The sequence below is a fragment of the Streptomyces sp. NPDC002701 genome, assembly GCF_042889045.1.
Lineage (GTDB): Bacteria > Actinomycetota > Actinomycetes > Streptomycetales > Streptomycetaceae > Streptomyces.
Map to the genome: position 1 here is coordinate 285,490 of NZ_JBIAQL010000005.1, position 23,397 is coordinate 308,886.

The 23,397-nt window shown below is 70.3% G+C and carries 21 protein-coding genes; 12 read left to right on the forward strand and 9 right to left on the reverse strand.

What is annotated here, in order from left to right:
- The first annotated feature begins 96 nt into the window (after positions 1–96).
- A complete protein-coding gene (locus tag ACFYXC_RS17080) occupies positions 97–696 on the forward strand; it encodes a PadR family transcriptional regulator (RefSeq protein ID WP_389552142.1) in 600 nt (199 codons plus the stop codon).
- Between the two features lie 86 nt (positions 697–782).
- Positions 783–1,325 carry a bacterial proteasome activator family protein gene (locus ACFYXC_RS17085; RefSeq protein WP_388917565.1) on the forward strand — a complete coding sequence of 181 codons (543 nt, stop codon included), beginning with the start codon at positions 783–785 and terminating at the stop codon, positions 1,323–1,325.
- Positions 1,326–1,429: 104 nt separating this feature from the next.
- Here the strand turns inward: ACFYXC_RS17085 and ACFYXC_RS17090 are convergent, their stop codons facing one another.
- Complete coding sequence (locus tag ACFYXC_RS17090; protein WP_388917568.1) at positions 1,430–3,076, reverse strand: protein kinase; 1,647 nt, start codon at positions 3,074–3,076, stop codon at positions 1,430–1,432.
- A gap of 353 nt (positions 3,077–3,429) precedes the next feature.
- Between ACFYXC_RS17090 and ACFYXC_RS17095 the strand changes: the two genes are divergently transcribed.
- Positions 3,430–4,986, forward strand: coding sequence for a protein kinase (locus tag ACFYXC_RS17095; protein WP_389552147.1), 1,557 nt, complete (start codon positions 3,430–3,432; stop codon positions 4,984–4,986).
- A 109-nt stretch (positions 4,987–5,095) separates the two neighbouring features.
- On the opposite strand, the gene ACFYXC_RS17100 is transcribed toward ACFYXC_RS17095, so the two are convergent.
- Positions 5,096–5,758 (reverse strand): response regulator, encoded by a 663-nt coding sequence (locus ACFYXC_RS17100; RefSeq protein ID WP_388917574.1) that lies wholly within the window; start codon positions 5,756–5,758, stop codon positions 5,096–5,098.
- A gap of 407 nt (positions 5,759–6,165) precedes the next feature.
- Between ACFYXC_RS17100 and pdhA the strand changes: the two genes are divergently transcribed.
- The 3 genes from pdhA to ACFYXC_RS17115 are packed head-to-tail and all read left to right on the forward strand — an operon-like array spanning position 6,166 to position 9,825.
- Positions 6,166–7,338 (forward strand): pyruvate dehydrogenase (acetyl-transferring) E1 component subunit alpha, encoded by a 1,173-nt coding sequence (pdhA, locus tag ACFYXC_RS17105; protein ID WP_388917577.1) that lies wholly within the window; start codon positions 6,166–6,168, stop codon positions 7,336–7,338.
- Positions 7,335–8,315, forward strand: coding sequence for an alpha-ketoacid dehydrogenase subunit beta (locus ACFYXC_RS17110; protein WP_389552152.1), 981 nt, complete (start codon positions 7,335–7,337; stop codon positions 8,313–8,315). The genes pdhA and ACFYXC_RS17110 overlap by 4 nt, the downstream gene beginning before the upstream one ends.
- Before the next feature lie 10 nt (positions 8,316–8,325).
- Positions 8,326–9,825, forward strand: coding sequence for a dihydrolipoamide acetyltransferase family protein (locus ACFYXC_RS17115; protein ID WP_389552155.1), 1,500 nt, complete (start codon positions 8,326–8,328; stop codon positions 9,823–9,825).
- A gap of 95 nt (positions 9,826–9,920) precedes the next feature.
- On the opposite strand, the gene ACFYXC_RS17120 is transcribed toward ACFYXC_RS17115, so the two are convergent.
- Entirely contained in the window at positions 9,921–10,817 is an 897-nt protein-coding gene (locus ACFYXC_RS17120) for a D-alanyl-D-alanine carboxypeptidase family protein (RefSeq protein ID WP_388917586.1), read from the reverse strand.
- 204 nt (positions 10,818–11,021) lie between these two features.
- On the opposite strand from ACFYXC_RS17120, the gene ACFYXC_RS17125 reads away from it, so the two are divergent.
- Entirely contained in the window at positions 11,022–11,720 is a 699-nt protein-coding gene (locus ACFYXC_RS17125; protein ID WP_388917589.1) for a GntR family transcriptional regulator, read from the forward strand.
- A complete protein-coding gene (locus ACFYXC_RS17130) occupies positions 11,717–13,039 on the forward strand; it encodes a nitrate/nitrite transporter (RefSeq protein WP_389552158.1) in 1,323 nt (440 codons plus the stop codon). Before ACFYXC_RS17125 ends, ACFYXC_RS17130 begins: the two co-directional genes overlap by 4 nt.
- 157 nt (positions 13,040–13,196) lie before the next feature.
- On the opposite strand, the gene ACFYXC_RS17135 is transcribed toward ACFYXC_RS17130, so the two are convergent.
- Positions 13,197–14,021, reverse strand: a complete 825-nt coding sequence (locus ACFYXC_RS17135; RefSeq protein ID WP_388917595.1) for a maleylpyruvate isomerase family mycothiol-dependent enzyme — start codon at positions 14,019–14,021, stop codon at positions 13,197–13,199.
- A gap of 155 nt (positions 14,022–14,176) precedes the next feature.
- On the opposite strand from ACFYXC_RS17135, the gene ACFYXC_RS17140 reads away from it, so the two are divergent.
- On the forward strand, positions 14,177–15,043 hold the full coding sequence (locus tag ACFYXC_RS17140) for a carbon-nitrogen family hydrolase (protein ID WP_389552162.1): 867 nt from the start codon (positions 14,177–14,179) through the stop codon (positions 15,041–15,043).
- 112 nt (positions 15,044–15,155) lie between these two features.
- Here the strand turns inward: ACFYXC_RS17140 and ACFYXC_RS17145 are convergent, their stop codons facing one another.
- Both ACFYXC_RS17145 and ACFYXC_RS17150 read right to left on the reverse strand, forming a co-directional pair.
- A complete protein-coding gene (locus tag ACFYXC_RS17145; protein ID WP_389552165.1) occupies positions 15,156–15,650 on the reverse strand; it encodes an LURP-one-related/scramblase family protein in 495 nt (164 codons plus the stop codon).
- A complete protein-coding gene (locus ACFYXC_RS17150) occupies positions 15,647–16,681 on the reverse strand; it encodes a helix-turn-helix domain-containing protein (RefSeq protein ID WP_389552168.1) in 1,035 nt (344 codons plus the stop codon). The genes ACFYXC_RS17145 and ACFYXC_RS17150 overlap by 4 nt, the downstream gene beginning before the upstream one ends.
- Before the next feature lie 51 nt (positions 16,682–16,732).
- On the opposite strand from ACFYXC_RS17150, the gene ACFYXC_RS17155 reads away from it, so the two are divergent.
- The gene (locus ACFYXC_RS17155; protein WP_389552171.1) at positions 16,733–17,140 is read left to right on the forward strand and encodes a cupin domain-containing protein; all 408 of its coding nucleotides are present in this window, start codon (positions 16,733–16,735) and stop codon (positions 17,138–17,140) included.
- Positions 17,141–17,241: 101 nt separating this feature from the next.
- On the opposite strand, the gene ACFYXC_RS17160 is transcribed toward ACFYXC_RS17155, so the two are convergent.
- The 3 genes from ACFYXC_RS17160 to ACFYXC_RS17170 form a co-directional block, all read right to left on the reverse strand.
- Positions 17,242–17,496: a DUF6458 family protein gene (locus ACFYXC_RS17160; RefSeq protein ID WP_388917610.1), complete on the reverse strand. Its 255-nt coding sequence runs from the start codon at positions 17,494–17,496 to the stop codon at positions 17,242–17,244.
- Positions 17,497–17,654: 158 nt separating this feature from the next.
- Positions 17,655–18,953: a M18 family aminopeptidase gene (locus ACFYXC_RS17165; RefSeq protein ID WP_389552174.1), complete on the reverse strand. Its 1,299-nt coding sequence runs from the start codon at positions 18,951–18,953 to the stop codon at positions 17,655–17,657.
- Positions 18,954–19,447: 494 nt separating this feature from the next.
- Positions 19,448–21,274: an acyl-CoA dehydrogenase gene (locus tag ACFYXC_RS17170; RefSeq protein WP_389552176.1), complete on the reverse strand. Its 1,827-nt coding sequence runs from the start codon at positions 21,272–21,274 to the stop codon at positions 19,448–19,450.
- A gap of 262 nt (positions 21,275–21,536) precedes the next feature.
- On the opposite strand from ACFYXC_RS17170, the gene ACFYXC_RS17175 reads away from it, so the two are divergent.
- Positions 21,537–22,034, forward strand: a complete 498-nt coding sequence (locus ACFYXC_RS17175; RefSeq protein ID WP_389552179.1) for an SseB family protein — start codon at positions 21,537–21,539, stop codon at positions 22,032–22,034.
- A 363-nt stretch (positions 22,035–22,397) separates the two neighbouring features.
- Positions 22,398–23,369, forward strand: coding sequence for a pirin family protein (locus tag ACFYXC_RS17180; protein ID WP_388917622.1), 972 nt, complete (start codon positions 22,398–22,400; stop codon positions 23,367–23,369).
- The last annotated feature ends 28 nt before the right edge of the window (positions 23,370–23,397 follow it).

A 23,397-nucleotide genomic window follows, 5' to 3' on the forward strand; every position in this document is an offset into this window, starting at 1 on the left:
GGTATGGGGGATCCAAGATCAGCGGCTTCAGCCTCACACGGCGAACCCGCACCGGCATCTCGGTCCTCGACGCGTGTACCGGGGTACAGACCGGTCATGTCGATACGCCATGGTCTGCTGGCTCTCCTGGAGCGCGGCCCCCGCTACGGCTCGCGGCTGCGCACCGAGTTCGAGGCGCGCACCGGCTCGACCCGGCCGCTGAACATCGGCCAGGTCTACACGACGCTCGCCCGGCTGGAACGGGACGGCCTGGTCGTACAGCAGGGTGCGGACGACGCGGGACACGTGCTGTACGCGCTGACGGACGACGGCCGGGCCGAGCTGCGGTCCTGGTTCGTCCGCCCCGTGGAGCGCACGAATCCGCCGCGCGACGAGCTGGTGATCAAGCTGGCCATGGCGGTCGGGGCGCCCGGGGCCGATGTGCGGGTGATCGTGGAGGCGCAGCGGCGGTATCTGTCGGACGCCATGCACACGTACACCCGGCTCAGGGCGCAGGCGCTCGCGGAGGCCCCCGCAGACCGGGACGAGGTGGCCCGGCTGCTCGTCCTGGAGCATCTGATCTTCCGTGCGGAGGCCGAGATCCGCTGGCTGGACCACTGCGAGGCCCGTCTGCTGCGGCTCGCGGAGGCGGCCGCGCCGACACCGCCGACCGCTCAGCCGTCAGGGCCGCCACCCGCTCCGCCGCCGTCCGGCTGACGCGCAGCACGGGTCCGTACAGGGTGGATCACGCCCCGGAGGGGGCACCAGGCTGGTGAAATGTGTGAGTGCGAGAGAATGGCGGCATGGAGATGCCGAGGAACGAAAGGTCGCCGGAGAACCCGCAGATTCTGGTCGTAGGCCAGGACGGGATGGCTCTCGGTGGCGGTGGGGACGAGGACTCCCGTGAGGTCCCGGTGACGGAGATGGTGGAACAGCCCGCCAAGGTCATGCGCATCGGGAGCATGATCAAGCAGCTGCTCGAGGAGGTGCGTGCGGCACCCTTGGACGAGGCGAGCCGGGTACGGCTCAAGGAGATTCACGCCAGCTCGGTGAAGGAGCTGGAGGACGGGCTCGCGCCCAATCTCGTCGAGGAACTGGAGCGGCTGTCCCTGCCGTTCACGGACGAGGGCATTCCCTCCGACGCCGAACTGCGGATCGCGCAGGCTCAGCTGGTCGGCTGGCTGGAGGGCCTCTTCCACGGGATCCAGACCACTCTGTTCGCCCAGCAGATGGCGGCCAGGGCCCAGCTGGAGCAGATGCGCCGGGCGCTGCCCCCGGGTGTCGGCGGCGAGGACGAGGTGGACCCGCGGGCGGCCGGCGGCCGCACGGGCGGTCCGTACCTGTAGACCCGTACGAGGAGCGAGCGGCCGAGCGGCCGGACGGAAGGGGCCCGGCAGAGATGCCGGGCCCCTTCCGTCCGGCCGGACTCATGGCCGGACGTGCGCCGGGTTCAGGCGGGGTCGCCCGTCGACACGTAGAGCTGGATCTTCGGCATGCTCTTGGGGTCGACGTCCGAGTCCGCCTCGGGGATCTGGGTCATGACCGTGCCCTCGCCGTACGCGTTCTCGTTCACCGGCTTGGACTCGTACTGCCAGCCCGCCGCCTGGAAGCACGCCTTGACCGAGTCGATGTTCTTGAACTTGAAGTTCGGGACCTTGATCTTGTCGGCGTCGTTGTACGACTCGTCCGGCTCCGTGCACTCGGTCTTGTCGATCTTCTTCGTGGTGTCGGGGCCCTTGTGCCCGGACACCTCCTCGGACGCCGACGTACGGGCGCTCTCGGCGTCGTACGGCTTCTTGTCGTCGTCCTCGCCGCCCAGCGTGAGCGCGGTGATCAGCCCGCCGATGGCGAGGAGCGCGACGACGATCGACCCCACGATCACCGGCATGTTGCTCTTGCGGCCGCCCCCGCCGGCACCGCCCGAGGAGTGCGGGGACATCGTGTACGGCGGCGGGGTCGACAGGCCCTGCTGCGGGGAGTACGCCGCGGTCTGGGCCGGCGTCGGGTAGCCGCCCTGCTGGGGATAGCCGTACGACGGAGCGGGCGTGTGCTGTGCGGGCGCCGGTGTCGGCGGGCCGTAGGCCCCGGGCTGGTACGGCGTCTGCACGTTCCCCTGGGGCGGCTGCGCCGACTGGTCGACCGGCGGGAAGACCGCGGAGCTCACACCGGCTCCGCTCGACGTCTGCACGCCCGGCACGATGCTCGGGGGAGCGGCCTGGAAGGACTGGGCCACGCGCAGGCACTCGTCGCGCATCGACTCGGCGCTCACGAAGCGTTCGTTCGGGTTCTTCTTCAGCGCGCGGGCGATCAGCGCGTCCATCGCGGGCGGCAGCGAGCGGTTGATCGAGGAGGCCGCGACGGGCGTCTCCTGGACGTGCGCGTACGCGATGGCCAGCGGCGAGTCCGCCTCGAACGGGAGCCGCCCGGTGACCAGCTGGAACAGCATGATGCCGACGGAGTACAGGTCGGAGCGGGCGTCGACGCCGCGGCCGAGGGCCTGCTCGGGGGAGAGGTACTGCGGGGTGCCGACGACCATGCCGGTCTGGGTCATCGAGGTCACACCGGACTGCATGGCGCGGGCGATGCCGAAGTCCATGACCTTGACCACACCGCGCTTCGTCATCATGACGTTGCCCGGCTTGATGTCGCGGTGGACCAGCCCCATCTCGTGGCTGATCTCCAGCGCGGCCAGCACGTCGGCGGTGATCTTCAGGGCCTTGTCGGCGGGCATGGCGCCCTGCTGCGCGATGTCCTGGTCGAGGACGGAACCGAGCGGGTGGCCCTCGACGTACTCCATGACGATGTACGGAGTGGTCACCCCGTCCAGGTCGTCCTCGCCGGTGTCGAAGACCGAGACGATGTTCGTGTGCGTGAGCTTGGCCACCGACTGGGCCTCGCGGCGGAAGCGCTCGCGGAACGCCTGCTCCCGCCCCAGGTCGGTGTGGAGGGTCTTGATCGCGACCTGCCGGTCGAGCACCGAGTCGTACGCGAGATGCACCGAAGCCATGCCGCCTTCGCCGAGCAAGTCGCGCAGCTGGTAGCGCCCGCCGGCGACCGAGCGCCCCACATACCGGCCATGTGCGCCGTCCTGGCTCATCTTTCTGCGTCCCCCATCGGCCGTGCGCCGTCACGCGGGCGAAAACTGCTGGTGTGGCTCCCGCGGCCGGTGATCTCTGTGGTCATTACCGGCCAAGTCTGCCGGAGGGCACTGACACGTCAAGCTCGGTGCCCGTTCCGTGACCGTACGCGAAAGAAGAGTCGCGGAAGCGTTACAGGTGTCGTACCGCCGGTACACAGAATGTGCACCCGCGGACCGCCCGCGGGTTCGGCGACCGGGTCCATCCCGGACCGGCGCTTCGCGTGGAGGCTGTAGCGTGGCCCGACGGAGACCGTAACAACCACCGCGCGTACTACGTCGACCGGTGTGGACAGAAACGACGGCGAGGACCGATGGCACAGCAGCAGCGCGCTCAGGGCCCGTCCGACCCCGAGGCGACTGGCGGCGGTATGTCAGATGCGCCGGAGTTGTGGGGTAACGGCGGGCTGGTCGGGGACGGTCGGTACCGACTGACCCACAGACTCGGCCGGGGCGGCATGGCCGAGGTGTTCGCCGCGGAGGACGTCCGCCTGGGGCGGACCGTCGCGGTCAAGCTGCTCCGCTCCGACCTGGCGGAGGACCCCGTCTCGAAGGCCCGCTTCACGCGCGAGGCCCAGTCCGTCGCCGGCCTCAACCACCACGCGGTGGTGGCGGTCTACGACTCCGGCGAGGACGTGTTCGCCCACCAGACCGTCCCGTACATCGTGATGGAGCTCGTCGAGGGCCGTACGATCCGGGACCTTCTGATCAACGCCGAGGCACCGGGCCCCGAGCAGGCGCTCATCATCGTCTCCGGCGTGCTGGAGGCACTCGCTTATTCACACCAGCACGGCATCGTTCACAGGGACATCAAGCCCGCGAACGTGATCATCACCAACACCGGTGCGGTGAAGGTGATGGACTTCGGCATCGCCCGCGCCCTGCACGGCGCGCAGTCGACGATGACCCAGACCGGCATGGTCATGGGCACGCCCCAGTACCTCTCCCCGGAGCAGGCGCTCGGCAAGGCGGTCGACCACCGCAGCGACCTGTACGCGACGGGCTGTCTGCTCTACGAACTGCTCGCGCTGCGGCCCCCGTTCACCGGCGAGACCCCGCTGTCGGTGGTCTACCAGCACGTCCAGGACATCCCGGTGCCGCCGTCCGAGGTCTCGGACGCGACGCCGCCGGAGCTCGACGGCCTCGTCATGCGCTCCCTCGCGAAGGAGCCCGACGACCGGTTCCAGACCGCTGAGGAGATGCGCGGACTGGTCCAGTACGGGCTGCAGATGCTGTACGACCAGGGTGGCCACACCGGAACCTGGAACACCGGCCCGGTCACCGCGCACGAGGGCCTGAGCACCCCGGCCATGGGTCTCGCCGGCGCGGCCGGGCTGCCGCACCCCGGTGACCTGGGCACCACCCAGATCCCCGCACCGCTCCTGCCCCCGGGCCGGGGCGGAGGCGGTGACGACGGCGGCTTCGAGGGCCACGGCAACCGGGGCAGCGGCCGCGGCAAGCTGTGGATCCTCGCTGTCCTGGCGGTGATCGCCATCGCGGCGGGTGTGGCGCTGGCGCTCAACGGGGGCGGGGGCGACGGCGACGGACCCGGCACGAAGACGTCGCCGACCGCTTCCGAGAGCGAGAAGGAGAGCACTCCCAGCGAGGACACGTCGAAGAAGCCGACGGACGAGCAGACGGACGAGGACACGAGCACGGGCGGCAACCAGGACTACACGCCGTCGTACCAGCCGTCGCCGACGTACTCGCCCACCCCCTCGGAGACCAAGCCCTCGGCCGACCCCACGACCAAGGAGCCCACGCCCTCCGAGACGCCGGACGAGCCGACGGAGTCCCCGGACGAGCCGACGGACACGGCCCCGGCCGGCGACGACGGCGGCACGAACGGGGATCCCGGCGCGGAGGGCTGAGCCCGTCCGGCCGCCACGGCCGCAGCACCCCGCACGACTGCCTCCCGCGCGCGTGGAACCCGGAAACGGGCTCCACGCGCGCGTGCCGTTTCCCGGCTCCCGCGTCAGCTCACTGCTGTCTCCCCGCCTGCATCCGGGCCACATAGGCGGCCGCCTGCGCGCGCCGCTCCATGCCGAGCTTGGCCAGCAGGCTGGAGACGTAGTTCTTGATCGTCTTCTCGGCGAGGTGCAGCCGCTCGCCGATGACGCGATTGGTGAGCCCCTCACCGATCAGGTCGAGGATCCTGCGCTCCTGGTCGGTGAGCTTGGCGAGCCTGGAGTCGCCCTTCGGGCTGCCTCCGTCGCGCAGCCGCTCCAGGACGCGAGCGGTCGCCTCCGGGTCGAGCAGCGACTTGCCCGCCGCGACGTCACGGATCGCCGCGAGCAGTTCGTCGCCGCGGATCGCCTTCAGCGCGTAGCCCGAGGCGCCCGCCATGATCGCGTCGAAGAGGGCCTCGTCGTCCGCGTAGGAGGTCAGCATCAGGCACTTGATCGACTCGTCCGCGGAGCGGATCTCGCGGCAGACCTCGACCCCGCTGCCGTCCGGCAGCCGTACGTCCAGGACCGCGACGTCGGGGCGGGTGGCCGGAATGCGCGCCAGCGCGTCGGCCGCCGTGCCGGCCTCGCCGACCACCTCGATGTCGTCCTCCATCGACAGCAGCTCGTGCACTCCCCGGCGGACTACTTCATGGTCGTCGAGAAGAAATACAGTGATTTTTCCTTCTTCGCGCACGGAGTCAGTCTCACACACGATCTTTCCGCCCGCGCCAGTGGAACCCTTCCCGTCCCCGGGGTGGCCGGGATAACGTGCCGGTGTTCCGGCCCCCTGCAAGGCTGTGACCAGTGCTGTGACCAGCGACTGCTCCGACTCCGGCGCAGTAGTGGGAAGCCCAAGTGGAAAGTACTTGGAAATCCGATAAAAAACGCAGGTCAGGAGGGGTTTCACAGAAATGTGGAGCACTGGGTAACGTGCTTGTTGCAGGGCGCTCGCCGGGGCACCTGTCACGCCTGTTCCCGGCCGAGGGCACCCACCCCGTGCACGGGTACGGAGAGCAGGCGAGCCGCTCCCCCGGTTCTCGACGAGCCGGGGGAACCCCAGTTCCCGGCAACCCCGGGGGCCGGACCGACGGAGGAGCACACGTGACCGTGGAGAGCACTGCCGCGCGCAAGCCGCGACGCAGCGCCGGTGCCAAGCGCACCGCTGCGAAGAAGCCACCGGGCGCCCGGCCCGACCTCGTACAGCTGCTGACCCCGGAAGGGAAGCGCGTCAAGAATGGCGAATATGACGCGTACGTAGCCGACATCACCCCCGAAGAGCTGCGGGGGCTCTACCGGGACATGGTGCTCACCCGGCGCTTCGACGCCGAGGCCACCTCCCTGCAGCGCCAGGGCGAGCTGGGCCTGTGGGCCTCGCTGCTCGGCCAGGAGGCCGCCCAGATCGGCTCCGGCCGGGCCACCCGCGAGGACGACTACGTCTTCCCGACCTACCGCGAGCACGGCGTCGCCTGGTGCCGCGGCGTCGACCCGGCCAACCTGCTCGGCATGTTCCGCGGCGTGAACAACGGCGGCTGGGACCCGAACAGCAACAACTTCCACCTCTACACGATCGTCATCGGCTCACAGACGCTGCACGCCACCGGGTACGCCATGGGCGTCGCCAAGGACGGCGCGGACTCGGCGGTGATCGCGTACTTCGGGGACGGTGCCTCCAGCCAGGGCGACGTCGCTGAATCGTTCACCTTCTCCGCGGTCTACAACGCGCCCGTCGTGTTCTTCTGCCAGAACAACCAGTGGGCGATCTCCGAGCCCACCGAGCGACAGACCCGCGTCCCGCTCTACCAGCGCGCACAGGGGTACGGCTTCCCGGGCGTCCGCGTCGACGGCAACGACGTCCTCGCCTGCCTCGCCGTCACGAAGTGGGCGCTGGAGCGGGCCCGCCGGGGCGAGGGGCCGACCCTCGTCGAGGCGTACACGTACCGCATGGGCGCCCACACCACCTCCGACGACCCGACCAAGTACCGGGCCGACGAGGAGCGCGAGGCGTGGGAGGCGAAGGACCCGATCCTGCGCCTGCGCACGTACCTGGAGGACTCAAACCACGCGGACGAGGGATTCTTCGCGGAACTCGACGCCGAGAGCGAGGCGTTGGGCAGACGAGTGCGCGAAGTCGTCCGTGCCATGCCGGACCCGGACCGCTTCGCCATCTTCGAGAACGTGTACGCGGACGGGCACGCGCTCGTCGACGAGGAGCGGGCCCAGTTCGCCGCCTACCAGGCGTCGTTCGCCGATGAAGGGGAGGGCGACCAGCGATGACAGCGGAAAAGATGGCACTGGCCAAGGCGATCAACGAATCGCTGCGCACGGCCCTCGACGCGGACCCCAAGGTCCTGATCATGGGTGAGGACGTCGGCAAGCTCGGCGGCGTGTTCCGGGTGACCGACGGTCTCCAGAAGGACTTCGGAGAGGAACGGGTCATCGACACCCCGCTCGCCGAGTCGGGCATCGTCGGCACGGCGATCGGACTCGCGCTGCGCGGCTACCGCCCGGTCGTGGAGATCCAGTTCGACGGGTTCGTCTTCCCGGCCTACGACCAGATCGTCACGCAGCTCGCGAAGATGCACGCGCGGGCACTCGGCAAGATCAAGCTCCCCGTCGTCATCCGCATCCCCTACGGCGGCGGCATCGGCGCGGTGGAGCACCACTCCGAGTCCCCCGAGGCGCTCTTCGCGCACGTGGCGGGCCTGAAGGTGGTCTCCCCGTCGAACGCGAGCGACGCCTACTGGATGATGCAGCAGGCCATCCACAGCGACGACCCGGTGATCTTCTTCGAGCCGAAGCGGCGCTACTGGGACAAGTCCGAGGTGAACCGCGAGGCGATCCCCGGGCCGCTGCACAAGGCGCGCGTGGTCCGCGAGGGCACCGATCTGACGCTGGCCGCGTACGGGCCGATGGTGAAGGTCTGCCAGGAGGCCGCGGCCGCCGCCCAGGAGGAGGGCAAGTCCCTGGAGGTCCTCGACCTGCGGTCGATGTCCCCGATCGACTTCGACTCGATCCAGACCTCGGTGGAGAAGACCCGCCGCCTGGTCGTGGTGCACGAGGCGCCGGTGTTCCTGGGGACGGGCGCGGAGATCGCGGCCCGGATCACGGAGCGGTGCTTCTACCACCTGGAGGCACCGGTGCTGCGGGTCGGCGGCTACCACGCCCCGTATCCGCCGGCGCGCCTGGAGGACGAGTACCTGCCGGGCCTGGACCGGGTGCTCGACACCGTCGACCGCTCGCTGGCGTACTGAGGAGAGGGTCGTGACGACGATGACAGAAACGGCCTCGGGGCTGCGCGAGTTCAAGATGCCCGACGTGGGCGAGGGCCTGACCGAGGCGGAGATCCTCAAGTGGTACGTCCAGCCCGGTGACAGGGTGACCGACGGGCAGGTGGTCTGCGAGGTGGAGACCGCCAAGGCCGCCGTCGAGCTGCCGATCCCCTACGACGGGGTGGTGCACGAGCTGCGCTTCCCCGAGGGGACGACGGTGGACGTCGGCCAGGTGATCATCGCGGTCGACGTGACGGGCGGATCCGCTCCGGCCGCGCCCGCGGCGGCGCAGCCTCCGGCCGGGGCGCAGGCTCCGGTCGCGGCGACTCCGACGGCGTCCTCGGCGGAGCCCGTGGCTCCGGCCCAGGAGTCCGCCGGCGCCCCGGAGGAGCCCGAGCCGGAGGGCCGCAAGCCGGTCCTGGTCGGGTACGGGGTCGCGGTGTCCTCCACGAAGCGCCGCCCCCGCAGAGGGGCTCCGGTCCCGCAGCCGGAGGCGGCCCTGGCGGTGCAGGGCGAGCTGAACGGACACGCGGCTCCGGCCGCCCCGTCGGCCCGTCCGCTGGCCAAGCCGCCGGTGCGCAAGCTGGCCAGGGACCTCGGGGTCGACCTGGCGGCGGTCACGCCGTCCGGTCCGGACGGGATCATCACCCGCGAGGACGTGCACGCGGCGGTGGCCCCGGGCCCCGTGGCGGAGCCCGTGACCGCTCCGGTCACCGTGGCGCCCCAGGAGGCCCCGGCTGCCGTCCCCGCCGCGGCATCCGCTCCGGCCGCGCCCGCCTCGTACGACGGCGTGCGGGAGACCCGTGTCCCGGTCAAGGGGGTCCGCAAGGCGACCGCGGCGGCGATGGTCGGCTCGGCGTTCACCGCGCCGCACGTCACCGAGTTCGTCACGGTCGACGTGACCCGCACGATGCGGCTGGTCGAGGAGCTCAAGCAGGACAAGGAGATGCAGGGGCTGCGGGTCAATCCGCTGCTGCTGGTCTGCAAGGCCCTGCTGGTGGCCATCAAGCGCAACCCGGACGTCAACGCCTCCTGGGACGAGGCGAACCAGGAGATCGTGCGGAAGCACTACGTGAACCTGGGAATCGCTGCGGCCACGCCCCGTGGCCTGATCGTCCCGAACATCAAGGACGCGCACGCCAAGACGCTGCCGCAGCTCGCCGAGGCACTGGGGGAGCTGGTCGGTACCGCCCGCGAGGGCCGGACCTCGCCGGCGGCCATGCAGGGCGGCACGGTGACCATCACCAACGTCGGGGTGTTCGGCGTCGACACGGGGACGCCGATCCTCAACCCCGGTGAGTCCGCGATCCTCGCCGTCGGGTCGATCAAGCCGCAGCCGTGGGTGCACAAGGGGAAGGTCAAGCCCCGTCAGGTGACGACGCTGGCGTTGTCCTTCGACCACCGGCTGGTCGACGGGGAGCTGGGTTCGAAGGTCCTGGCGGACGTGGCCGCGGTCCTGGAACAGCCCAAGCGGCTGATCACCTGGGGTTGACGGTCCGGCTGCGGGCGCGTGAGAGCTGAAAGACCGCGCCGTTCCCCGCGACCCTTCTCAGGGGCGCGGGGAACGGCGCAGTCCTTTCGGTTCCGCTACTTGGCGAAGCCGTAGGTCATGAGCTTCTTCGCGTCCGACTCACGGGCCGTGATGGACGTCGAGGCGAGCACGGTCCCGACGACCGTCTTCCCGTTGCGGGTCGCGGCGAAGACCAGGCAGTACTTGGCCTCGGGGCCGGAGCCGGTCTTGACGCCGATCGTGCCGCTGTAGCTGTTCAGCAGACCGTTGGTGTTGACCCACGTCGCCATCGTGCGGGTGCCGCCGGTCTTCGTCACGGTCTTCGCCGTGTACTTCTTCGTCTTCACGATCGCGCGGAAGTTGGCGCTCTTCAGCGCGCTGCTCGTCATCTTCGTCAGGTCGCGCGGCGTGGAGTAGTTCGAGCCGCTGCCGATGCCGTCGAAGGAGTCGAACTTCGTGTTGGTGAGGCCGAGGTCCTTGGCCTGCTTGTTCATCTTGCCGATGAACGACTTGACGCGGGCGGCACGCGTCGAGCCCGAGCCGAACTTGTCGGCGAGCGCGTACGCGGCGTCGCAGCCGGACGGCAGCATCAGACCGTAGAGGAGCTGGCGGACGGTGACCTTGTCGCCGACGATCAGCCGGGCCGACGAGGCGTTCTTGGAGACGATGTAGTCGCTGTACGCCTTCTGGATGGTGACCTTGGCGTCCAGGTTCAGGTTCGGCTGCGCCAGCACGACCTTCGCGGTCATGATCTTCGTCGTGGAGCCGGTGGAGCGGCGGGTGTCGGCGGCCTTGGTGTAGAGCGTCTTGCCCGTGCCGTTGTTCATCACGTAGCCGCCCTTGGCGGCGATCGTGGGCACCGCGAGGGCTTGTGCGGGTGCCGTGCTGAGGGCGCCGGTCGTGAGCACGGCTCCGGTGGTGAAGGCCACTGCGGCAGCTCTGCGAACTCGTAGACCCTTTATGCCGGTTATCAAGTCGTTTACCCCGATTTACGTCGATGGCACCGAGTGAGTGCCAAATGCCCCAGGAGAGCCGCCACTTGAGAGTGGCGCCTTCCTCTGAGACTCGTAAGTAGCACAAATAGATGTGCGGTTATGGAACTGGGGTGCCCTTTTTTACCTCGTCCATATCCTGGACCGCTCATGACCATGCGTACCTGTTGTATCTATGCTGTGCGCATGCCTTCAGCACCGTCCCCCGCCGCCCCCGCGCCCGACCGGCAGACCGAACAACGGACCATGAAGCGGCCCCCGGCCGCCGAGCGTGTCTACGCGCACGTCAAGCGGGCCGTGCTGGACCGGCGTTACGAGGGCGGGACGCTGCTCACCGAGGGCGAGCTGGCCGAGGCCGTCGGCGTCTCGCGGACACCGGTGCGCGAGGCCCTGCTCAAGCTGGAGGTCGAGGGCCTGATCCGGCTCTACCCGAAGAAGGGCGCCCTCGTACTGCCCGTCTCCGCGCAGGAGATCGCGGACGTGGTGGAGACCCGGCAGCTCGTCGAGGAGCACGCCGTCCGCAAGGCGGTACCGGCCTCGCCCGCGCTGATCGGGCGCCTGACCGAACTTCTCGCGAAACAGCAGGAACAGGCCGCCGCCGGTGACCTCTCCGGAGCCGCCGTCACCGACCGCTGCTTCCACGCCGAGATCGTCCGCAGCGGGGGCAACGAGATCCTCTCCCGCCTCTACGACCAGCTGCGCGACCGCCAGTTGCGGATGGGCGTCGCCGTGATGCACGCCCACCCGGACCGGATCACCAAGACGCTCACCGAGCACCAGGAGATCCTCGACGCGCTGCGTGCCGGCGACGCCGAGGCGGCGGTCGGCCTGGTCCACCGCCACGTCAGCTGGTTCTCCAACCTGGCGCGGGGAGACGTCCGTTGAGTTCGTCGTCCTCGTCCTCTTCGTCGTCCTCGCCGGCCCTCCCGGGCGACCCGCCGGGCGGTCGCAGAGCCGTCACGGTCTGGTCCGTCGGTGTCTCCGTCTACTTCGTCGCGGTCATCTTCCGCACGTCGCTGGGGGTGGCGGGGCTCGACGCCGCCGACCGCTTCCACGTCAACGCCTCCGCGCTGTCGACCTTCTCGATCCTCCAGCTCCTCGTCTACGCGGGCATGCAGATACCGGTCGGGCTGATGGTCGACCGGCTGGGCACCAAGAAGGTGCTGACCCTCGGCGTCGTCCTGTTCACGATCGGGCAGCTGGGCTTCGCGTTCTCACCGACGTACGGAACGGCGCTGGCCTCGCGCGCGCTGCTCGGGTGCGGTGACGCGATGACGTTCATCAGCGTGCTGCGCCTCGGCTCGCGCTGGTTCCCGGCCCGGCGCGGGCCGATGGTCGCGCAGCTCGCCGGCCTCGTGGGCATGGCGGGCAACCTCGTCTCGACGCTCGTGCTGGCCCGGCTGCTGCACGGTGTCGGCTGGACCGCGGCGTTCGCCGGCAGCTCGGTCGCCGGTGTCGTCGTCCTCGTCCTGGTGCTGGTGTTCCTCAAGGACCACCCCGAGGGACACGAGCCGGAGCCGTTCCCGCACCGGGGAGCCGCGTACGTGCGCCGGCAGATAGCGGCGTCCTGGCGGGAGCCCGGGACCCGGCTCGGGCTGTGGGTGCACTTCACGACCCAGTTCCCGGCGATGGTGTTCCTGCTGCTGTGGGGGCTGCCGTTCCTCGTCGAGGCGCAGGGCCTGTCACGGGCGACGGCCGGTGAACTCCTCACCCTCGTCGTGCTGTCCAACATGCTCATCGGCCTGGTGTACGGGCAGATCGTCGCCCGGCACCACGCGGCGCGGCTGCCGCTGGCGCTCGGCACGGTCCTGTCGACGGCCGTCGTGTGGGCCGCCACGCTCGCCTGGCCCGCCGACCACGCGCCGATGTGGCTGCTGGTCGTGCTGTGCGCGGTGCTGGGTGCGTGCGGGCCCGCGTCGATGATCGGCTTCGACTTCGCGCGGCCCGCGAATCCGCCCGAGCGGCAGGGGACCGCCTCCGGCATCACCAACATGGGCGGGTTCGTCGCGTCGATGACGACGTTGTTCGCGGTGGGGGTGCTGCTGGACGCCACCGGGGGGAGTTACACCGTGGCGTTCTCGGCGGTGTTCGTCCTGCAGGCGCTCGGGCTCAGCCAGATCCTGCTGCTGCGGAGGTCGGCCGCCCGGCGGGAACGGGAGCGGTCGGTCGCCAGCCGGGTGGAGACGGTGCACGTACCGGCGTAGGTGTGGGGTGACGCCGGGGGCCGCTCCCGGCCCCTGCCCGGGTCCGTTTCTCGGGGGCTCCGTTCCTCGGGGGCGCCGCCCCGAACCCACGGTCCTCGAACGCCGGACGGGCCGACATGACAGGACGCAGGACGCCGGGCAGCTGAAGCAGGCGGGGCTACGGCGTGACCGTGAAGTTGCGGAGGATCGCCGCTGTCAGGTCCGGGTCGCCCTCGGTCTTGATCCGGTCCGACACGGCCTCGGGGGTCACCCGGCCGCAGGCCAGGCGGAAATAGGTCTCCCAGTCCAGGGCGAGGGTGGCGGCCGGGCCGAGGGACGGGGCGCCGTCTATCGAACCGACACCGTCGGCGTCGACGCGGACCGTGCGCAGGAACTCGACCGGGCCGTGGACGTCGAAGACGACCGCCGAGTTCGCCGGAGCGCCCGCGTCCTTGGCGACCACCTTGGGGAGCCTGCTCAGCAGGACGTCGCGGGTGATGTGGGCGCCCGGGGAGTCGAGGTTGCCCGGCCGGCCGAGGGCGGTGCGCAGGTCCTGCTCGTGCACCCACAGGTCGAACGCCCGGTTGCGCATGGACTCCTCTAGGGTGACCTCCGTACCGAGCGGGCCACGCACCATCGCGTCGGGCAGACGCGACTCGTTGCGGAGCTGGCGGTTGCGGCGGATGACCGTGTACTCCAGCTCGGAGGTCATCTCCGGAGCGGTGTGGTGGCGGCGGACGTCGACCTGCATCTCCATGTACCGCTGGTGTTCGTTCGTCACGTGGTACAGGTCGCGGGGGAGCGTGTGGATCGGCCTGGGGTCGCCCAGCGCCTCGCAGTCGAGGCCGATCACATGGGAGACGATGTCGCGTACCGACCAGCCCGGGCATGGAGTCCGCCGGTTCCATTCCCCCTCGACCAGCGGCGACACCAGGTCGGATATCGCGTCGATCGAATGAGTCCAGGCGTCGGCGTAGGACTGAAGGCTGGGATGCAGACTCACGGAAACGGGACCCCTCGGGCGGTTGGGCGCGGGCAGTGCACAGGCAGCGGGTGTCTTGGGACGCTAAGTTACGCTGCTGTGAGGCACCCCGGCAGTGCTTTCGTGTGACGATCGTAGGCCCGTATCAAAGCCTCGAATGCCAGGACGGTGGTAGTGTGCGCGCCTCTCTCCTCCAGATCGACGTGGACGAGGCCGAATCGGTCGGTGCCCGCAGGCGGCGCGTCGCCTCGCTGGTACGGCAGCAGACCGGGTCCGACCTGGTGATTCTGCCCGAACTGTGGACGACCGGCGCCTTCGCCTACGAGGCGTTCGGCACCGAGGCCGAGCCGCTGGAGGGCCCCACGTACGAGGTGATGGCCGAGGCGGCACGCGACGCGGGGGTGTGGTTGCACGCGGGTTCGATTCCGGAGCGGGTTGCCTCCGGCGGCGGGGTGGGCGGCGCGTCCGGCGGTGGGGCCGCTGGGGCTGCCGACGATGGGGCCGGTGGGGCTGCGGACTCGCTCTACAACACCTCCCTCGTGTTCTCCCCCACCGGTGACCTCGTCGCCTCGTACCGGAAGATCCACCGGTTCGGCTTCGACAAGGGTGAGGCCGTGCTGATGGGGGCGGGCTCCGAGCTGGTGACCGTGCGTCTGCCCGGGACCACGCTCGGGCTCGCCACCTGCTACGACCTCCGCTTCCCCGAACTCTTCCGCGGGCTCGTCGACGCCGGGGCCGAGACGCTCGTCGTCTCCGCGGGGTGGCCCGAGCGGCGCCGGTCGCACTGGACGCTGCTGGCGCAGGCGCGGGCCGTCGAGAACCAGGCGTATGTGCTGGCCTGCGGGACGGGCGGGGGGCATGCGGGGGTGCCGCAGGCCGGTCACTCGATCGTGGTGGATCCGTGGGGGGAGGTCCTCGCGGAGGCGGGGGCCGGGGAGGAGGTCCTCACCGTGGAGTTCGATGCCTCGAAGGTGGGGGTCACGCGGGAGCAGTTTCCGGCGCTCAAGGACCGCTTGCTGGGGGTCGCGGCGCCTCGGCGGTAAGGGACGGCGGTGCCGTGGCGTTTTTGTTCGCCCCCACCGCCCACCGCCCACCGCCCACCGCCCGCTGGACGGGCTGGAAGGGTCCAGCCCGTCCGGTGATGAGGACCGCGGGTCAGTCGGAGTCGTGCTCCCTCTCCGACAGGTGGATGACGCACACCGTCACCGCGATCAGCAGCGCCGCGTCCGCGTCCTCCCGTTCGATCTCGACACCGTAGGTCTCCCGCAGCCGCAGCCATCGCCGCGAGACACGTGCCAGCGGCTGTCCGTCGTACTCGACGACGAACTCCCGGTCGAGGATCTTGCCGCTGACGTCGAGTTCGGTGCCGTCGGCGAGCGCGACGCGGTAGTGGTTGCGCAGCAGCGAGAGACGTTTCCTGCGGATGGTCGCCAGCGGCTCGCCGCCCCGCTCGACGACCATCGTGTCCCGCAGCGCGAGCATCTTCTTGTGGATGTCGATCAGCACGCGCCCCTGCGGGTCCTTCAGCTCGAAGGTGTCCCGCAGCCGCATCGCCTTGCCGTCGACGAGGAACGCCTTGCGGCCCCGCTCGTCCTCGATCCAGTAGTCGTCACCGATACCCATGAGCCGGTCGCGTACGAGGAATCTCATGCCTTCAGCGCTTCCCCGGTGGCGGGCCCGAAACGCCGCCGGTAGGCCGACGGGCTGAGTCCGGTCTCGCGCCGCAGCCGCGCCCGCAGGTTGGCGGCGGTGCCGAGGCCGCTGTGCCGCGCCACGATGTCGAGCCGTTCCTCGCCGCGCTCGATGAGCCGGCAGGCCAGCGCCACCCGCTCGCCGGTCAGCCATGCCAGCGGGGTCGTACCGAGCTGGGCGCGGAAGCGGCGGTGCAGCGTGGCGGGGCTGACCGCCGCGCGCGTGGCGAGGTCGGCGACCGTCAGGGGGTCGCCGATCCGCTCCCCGGCCCAGGTGAGCAGCGGTGCGAGCGACTCGTCCGGTACGTCGGGCACCGGCCGTTCGACGAACTGCCGCTGTCCGCCGTCCCGGTGGGCGGCGAAGACGAGCCGCCGGGACACGGCGTTCGCGATCTCGGCGCCGTGGTCATGCCGCACGATGTGCAGCCCGAGGTCGAGGGCGGCCGCGCTCCCGGCCGCGGTCAGCACGTCGCCCTCGTCCACGAAGAGGACGTCCGGCTCCAGCAGGACGTCCGGATGGAGCTCCCGGAACAGGTCGGCCCAGCGCCAGTGCGTGGTGGCGCGGCGTCCGTCGAGCACCCCGGCCTCGGCGAGCGCGAAGCTTCCGGTGCACAGGCTCACGACGCGGGCGCCGCGCGCGTGGGTGCGCCGGACCGCGTCGAGCACGGCCTCGCCGCGTGGCACGACGTTGTCGGGGCGGCCCGGGACGACGAGGGTGTCCGCGTCGTCCACCGCGTCCAGCCCGGGCACCCCGCTCAGCGTGAAGAAGCCGTGGTTCATCCGGACCTCGGGGGTGGGCGTGCACAGCGTCAGCTCGTACAGCGGTTCGGACAGGCCGAGCTCGGGGCGGGGCAGGCCGAACAGCTCGGTCGCGACCCCGACCTCGAAGGGGTTGGTGCCCTCGTCGACGATCACGGCCACGCGGTGCGGCGATCGGGGGCGCGGGGAGCTGCGGAGCGGGGAGTCGCGGTGCGAGGATCCGTGCGGCATGTGCGATTTCTAGCACTCGTCCGCGGAGCCGTCACGTCCCAGGATGTGCCCATGACCAACGAACCCGCTGTCAGCGGACCCGTCGCCCTCTCCGACGCCCTCGACTCCTTCACCGAGCTGTGGAGTCCCCGTATCGTCACGGCGGTCAACGACTACGACGTACGGATCGCCAAGGTGCGGGGCGAGCACGTCTGGCACACGCACGACCACACCGACGAGTTCTTCCTGGTCGTGGAGGGGGAACTGCTCATCGGGCTGCGCGAACCCGCCGGCGAACGCACGGTCACCCTCGCCAGGGGTTCGGTGTTCACGGTGCCGCGTGGTGTCGAGCACAAGCCGTCCGCGCCGTCAGGAGCCGCGATCCTGCTCTTCGAACCCACCGGGACGCTGACCGTCGGCGACCGGCACGAGGAGGTTCCGGACCACGTGGACGTCACCACGGGTCACGCGCTCACCTGACAGCCGCCGGTACCGAGCCCGGGCGCCCGAGTGCCGGTACCGCGCCCGGGTGCCCGAGTCGGGCGTCTGCGCGAACGTCGGACGCCCGGCACGTGAGCCGGTCAGGCGCCGTAGCCGTCGTTGTAGCCGCTCGAGTTGCGGTGGCGCGTGTCGTCGACCACCTGCGTGGTCTGCTGCGGCGGCACGACGACCCTGCGCCGCTTGGCGATGCTGCTGAAGGTCGCCACGCCGATCAGCCCGACGATCATGAAGATGACGCCGACCAGGTCGAGGTTGACCCCCTGCATGTCCCAGTCGGTCGCGAACGTGAGGATCGCCCCTACGGCGATCAGAATGATGCACCCGCCCAGACCCATGGGTGTCGCCTCCTGTTGCACACGGTGTCGTGCCGGGCCCGGGGACCGTACGGTTCCCGGGTGCCGTGCGGGTACCCGGGCACGGCACCTCCATGCCACGGCCGATCCGGCCTGCCCGTACGGGAGTGGACGACGCGTCAGGGGCGGGGGCGGCGCAACTACCCTTCCAGGAACGCCACCAGCGCGTTCGTCAGCAGGAACGGGTCGTCCGCGCCGCACAGTTCGCGGGCGCTGTGCATCGACAGGATGGCCACGCCGATGTCGACCGTCTTGATGCCGTGGCGGGCCGCGGTGATGGGCCCGATGGTCGTGCCGCACGGCATGGAGTTGTTGGAGACGAACGTCTGGAACGGCACGCCGGCCTTGTCGCAGGCCGCGGCGAAGATCGCGCGGCCCGAACCGTCCGTCGCGTAGCGGTTGTTGACGTTCACCTTGAGGATCGGGCCCCGGCCCGCGCGCGGGTGGTGCGTCGGGTCGTGCCGCTCGGCGTAGTTCGGGTGCACGGCGTGGCCCGTGTCGGAGGAGAGACAGACCGTGCCCGCGAAGGCACGCGCGCGGTCCTCGAACGATCCTCCACGCGCGTGGACCGAACGTTCCAGCACGCTGCCGAGCAGCGGGCCGTCCGCTCCCGTGTCGGACTGCGAACCGTTCTCCTCGTGGTCGAACGCCGCGAGGACCGGGATGTACGGGAGGGGCTCGTCGGCGTTCGCGACGGCGGCCAGCGCCGCCGTACCGGCGTGCACGGACATCAGGTTGTCCATGCGCGGGCCCGCGACGAGCTCCTTGTCGCGGCCCAGGTAGGCGGGCGGTTCGATGGAGTGGACCATCAGGTCCCAGCCGGTGGTCTCGCCCTCGGCCACCCCGGCCTCCCGCTCCAGGAAGTGGATCAGGTCGCCGTCGCGTACGTCGTCGCCCAGGCCCCAGATGGGCTGCAGGTGCCGCTGCTTGTCGAGCTTGAGGCCCTCGGCGGTGACGGAACGGTCCAGGTGGATGGCGAGCTGCGGTACACGCAGCAGGGGGCGGTCGATGTTCACGAGCCGCGTGGTGCCGTCCCGGAGCGACAGACGGCCGGCCAGGCCCAGGTCACGGTCCAGCCAGGAGTTGAGCAGCGGACCGCCGTAGACCTCTACGGCGACCTGTCTCCAGCCGTGCCCGCCGCTGTCGGGGCGGGGCTTCACCCGCAGGTTGGGGGAGTCGGTGTGCGCCCCGACGACACGGAAGGGGGTGTGCGGCTCGGCGCCCTCCGGCACGTACCAGGCCACGATCGCGCCGCCGCGCAGCACGTACTTTCCGCCGGTGGTCCCGTCCCACGCGTCGGTCTCCGTGACCTGGCGGAAGCCGGCCTTCTCCAGCCGCTCGGCGGCGTTCGCCACCGCGTGGTACGGGGACGGGCTCGCCGCCAGGAAGGACATCAGGTCGTCGGTGTGTCCGCGGTCGAAGCGGGGCGGTGTGCGCATGGGTTCACCTTAACGACGGACCCACGGGTGCTTCCGGGGATGGGAACGGGGCGTCGTGAGGGGTGTGTACAGACGGGGTGCGGGCCTCGCGGGGCCTTGGGCGCCTGCGAGGCCCGCGGGGCGTCGGCCGCGGGTCCCGAGTCCGTGAGCGGGTGGGGGATCCGCGGGTGCGTGGGGGCTGGTCGCGCAGTTCCCCGCGCCCCTGAAGACGGGGCTGCGCCCCGGTCTTCAGGGGCGGTCCTGCGTCTCAGCCCGGGCCGGTTGAGGACGGGGGTGCGCTCTGGTCTTCAGGGGCGGTCTTGCGTCTCAGCCCGGGCCGGTTGAGGACGGGGGTGCGCTCTGGTCTTCAGGGGCGGTCTTGCGTCTCAGCCCAAGCGGGCTGAAGACGGGGGTGTGCCCCGGTCTTCAAAGTGGCGGTCTTGCGCCTCAGCCCGGGCCGGCTGAAGACCGGGGGTGCCCCGGTCTTCGGCTCCGGTCTCTCAATGCAACGCGGGTCAGAACGCGGCCTCGTCCAGGTTCATCAGGTCCAGGTCCACGGCTTCGGCCAGCCGGCGTGCGCCGGTGACGCCCGGCAGGACGTTGGCGGCGAAGAACTTGGCCGCCGCGATCTTGCCGGTGTAGAACGCGCGGTCCTTCGCGGACGCCGTCTCCAGCTTCTCGGCGGCCACGGCCGCGCCCTTCAGGAGCAGGTAGCCGACGACGACGTCACCGGACGCCATCAGCAGGCGGGTGGTGTTCAGCCCGACCTTGTAGATGTTCTTGACGTCCTGCTCGGTCGCCGCGAGGTCGGTCAGCATCAGACCGACGATGGCCTCCAGCTCGACGGCCGCCTTGGCGAGGTGCTCACGGGCCACGGACAGTTCCTCGCCGCCCGTGCCGAGCGCCAGGAACTTCTTGATGTCCTCGGCGAGCGAGTTGAGCGCCGCGCCCTGGTTGCGGACGATCTTCCGGAAGAAGAAGTCCTGGCCCTGGATCGCGGTCGTGCCCTCGTACAGCGTGTCGATCTTGGCGTCGCGGATGTACTGCTCGATCGGGTACTCCTGGAGGAACCCGGAGCCGCCGTAGGTCTGCAGCGACTGGGCGAGCTGCTCGTACCCCTTCTCGGAGCCGTAGCCCTTCACGATCGGCAGGAGCAGGTCGTTCATCGCTTCGAGCGTGGAGGCGTCCGCGCCCTCGGCCTCCTTGACCTGGATCTCGTCCTGGATCGCGGCGGTGTGCAGCACGAGCGCGCGCATGCCCTCCGCGTACGCCTTCTGCGTCATCAGCGAGCGGCGCACGTCCGGGTGGTGCGTGATGGTGACCTTGGGCGCGGTCTTGTCCATGAACTGCGCGAGGTCGGGGCCCTGGACGCGCTCCTTGGCGTACTCCAGCGCGTTCAGGTAGCCCGTCGAGAGCGTGGAGATCGCCTTCGTGCCGACCATCATGCGGGCGAACTCGATGATCCGGAACATCTGGCGGATGCCGTCGTGCTTGTCGCCGACGAGCCAGCCCTTGGCGGGGTGGCGGTCGCCGAACGTCATCTCGCAGGTGTTGGACGCCTTGAGGCCCATCTTGTGCTCGACGTTCGTCGCGTACACGCCGTTGCGCTCGCCCAGTTCGCCGGTCTCGAAGTCGAACTCGTACTTCGGTACGAGGAAGAGGGAGAGGCCCTTGGTGCCGGGTCCCGCGCCCTCGGGGCGGGCGAGCACGTAGTGGAGGATGTTCTCCGACATGTCGTGCTCACCGGACGTGATGAACCGCTTCACGCCCTCGATGTGCCAGGAACCGTCCTCCTGCTGGACCGCCTTCGTGCGGCCGGCGCCGACGTCCGAGCCGGCGTCCGGCTCGGTGAGCACCATCGTGGAGCCCCACTGCTTGTCGACGGCGAGCTTCGCGACGTGCTTCTGGACGTCGTTGCCCTCGTCGAAGAGGATGCCCGCGAACGCGGGGCCCGAGGAGTACATCCAGACCGCGGGGTTCGCGCCGAGCACCAGCTCCGCGTACGCCCAGATGAGGGAGCGGGGCGCGGTGGTGCCGCCGATCTCCTCGGGCAGGCCGAGCCGCCAGTACTCGGAGTCCATGAAAGCCTTGTAGGACTTCTTGAAGGACGCCGGCACGGGCGCCGTGTTGGTCTCCGGGTCGAAGACCGGCGGGGTGCGGTCGGCGTCCGCGAAGGACTCCGCCAGCTCGTTCTCCGAGAGGCGGGTCAGCTCGTCGAGGATGCTCTTGGCGGTCTCGGTGTCCATCTCCGCGAACGGGCCGGTGCCGTACAGCTTGTCGCGCCCGAGCACCTCGAAGAGGTTGAACTCGATGTCGCGGAGATTCGACTTGTAGTGCCCCATGGCGACGGCTCCGTTGAAAGATCGGGGAGGTGGTGGGTCCTCGGTGAGGAGTCCTCGTACCTGGTTCGAAGTCTGGTGCGCGTCTGGTTCGTGTACCAACCAGTAGCTACGATGATGCTACCCGTCGGTAATAAGAAGCAACCCCTGATTGTCCAAGTGTGAGCAGGGTCTACATTCGGGTGCCAGTCGTCGAGTCCGCCACCTGTTCGAGGAAATCCGGCATGGGCGACCCCGGGCGCCATGCCCTCGGTACGCTTGCCCCATGTACGGCTATGACCAGAACGTGGGACCGGGGCAGCAGCAGTACACGCAGCCCCAGCCGCCGCCGCAGCAGCAGATGCCCGGTGGGGTCGGCGGGGTCGGCGGGTACGGCCAGCAGCCGCCGCTCTATCCCGAGCCGTCGCCGCCCTCGCTGGCGGACGCGGTGCGCGCGTTCACCACGGGGTCGCTGACCCCCGAGGACTTCCAGCAGGTCTTCGCCACGTCCAAGGTCTACTGCCCGCGCGGCGACAACCCCGGGTTCCTGGCGCTGCACAACACGCAGCAGCCCGTGATCCCGATGTTCACCTCGCTCAAGGAGCTGCGCCGGTACGCCGGCAAGGAGTCCAAGTACTTCGTGATCACCGGAGCCGAGGTGATCGACCTGCTCCCCACCGGCTACGGCTTCGTCCTGGACATGGAGGGGGAGCATCGCATCGTCTTCGACGCGAAGGCGGTCGAGCAGATGGTGGACTTCGCCATGCGCCGCATGTACGGCTGAGCCTTTTCAGGCGGGTCCGGCAAGCCTGGCGGGCTTGCCGGACCCGCCTGGGCCGTGTGGCCGGGCGCGTGCACCACCGCGGGCCGGTGGGGGCCGTTCGCGCAGTTCCCCGCGCCCCCAGAAGGGGCGCGGGGAACTGCGCGCTCAGCCACGACGCGCCCGCAGACTCGCACGCCCCGCAACCCCCACCCCCAAGGGGCGCGGGGAACTGCGCGACCAGCCACGGCCGACCCGCACCCGCACGACAACCTCACCCCGACCCCACCCCGCAACGCCCGGAGGGAATTCCCTCCGGGCGTCCCGTGTTTGCGGTGGCAGGAAGTTCCACTTTCAACTAAACTCGAAGCACAAGGAGGTACCGACATGCCTGCAGTGACCGTCGAGAACCCGCTGACCCTGCCCCGCGTGGTGGCATCGGCCGAGGCCGTGGCACGTCCCGTGCTCACGGTGACCACGGCACCGAGCGGCTTCGAGGGAGAGGGCTTCCCGGTCCGACGCGCGTTCGCCGGGATCAACTACCGTCACCTCGACCCGTTCATCATGATGGACCAGATGGGTGAGGTGGAGTACGCGCCGGGCGAGCCGAAGGGCACCCCCTGGCACCCCCACCGCGGCTTCGAGACCGTGACCTACATCATCGACGGCGTCTTCGACCACCAGGACTCCAACGGTGGCGGCGGCACCATCACCAACGGCGACACCCAGTGGATGACGGCGGGCTCGGGCCTGCTGCACATCGAGGCCCCGCCGGAGTCGCTCGTCATGTCGGGCGGTCTCTTCCACGGGCTCCAGCTGTGGGTGAACCTGCCCGCCAAGGACAAGATGATGGCGCCGCGCTACCAGGACATCCGCGGCGGTTCGGTCCAGCTGCTCAGCACCCCCGACGGCGGCGCGCTCCTGCGGGTCATCGCCGGTGAGCTGGACGGTCACGAGGGCCCGGGCATCACGCACACGCCGATCACCATGGTCCACGCGACCGTGGCACCCGGCGCCGAGCTCACCCTGCCGTGGCGCGAGGACTTCAACGCCCTCGCGTACGTGATGGCGGGCCGCGGCAGTGTCGGCGCTGAGCGCCGGCCGGTCCGTACCGGCCAGACGACCGTGTTCGGCGCGGGTTCCTCGCTGACCGTCCGCGCGGACGAGAAGCAGGACGCGAACACCCCGGACCTGGAGGTCGTCATCCTGGGCGGGCAGCCGATCCGTGAGCCGATGGCCCACTACGGCCCGTTCGTGATGAACACCCGCGACGAACTCCAGCAGGCGTTCGAGGACTTCCAGAAGGGCCGGCTGGGCACGGTCCCGGCGGTCCACGGGATGTCCGAGGGCGGCCTGTAGGTCCCGCCGAGCCGGTCGCACGACACGT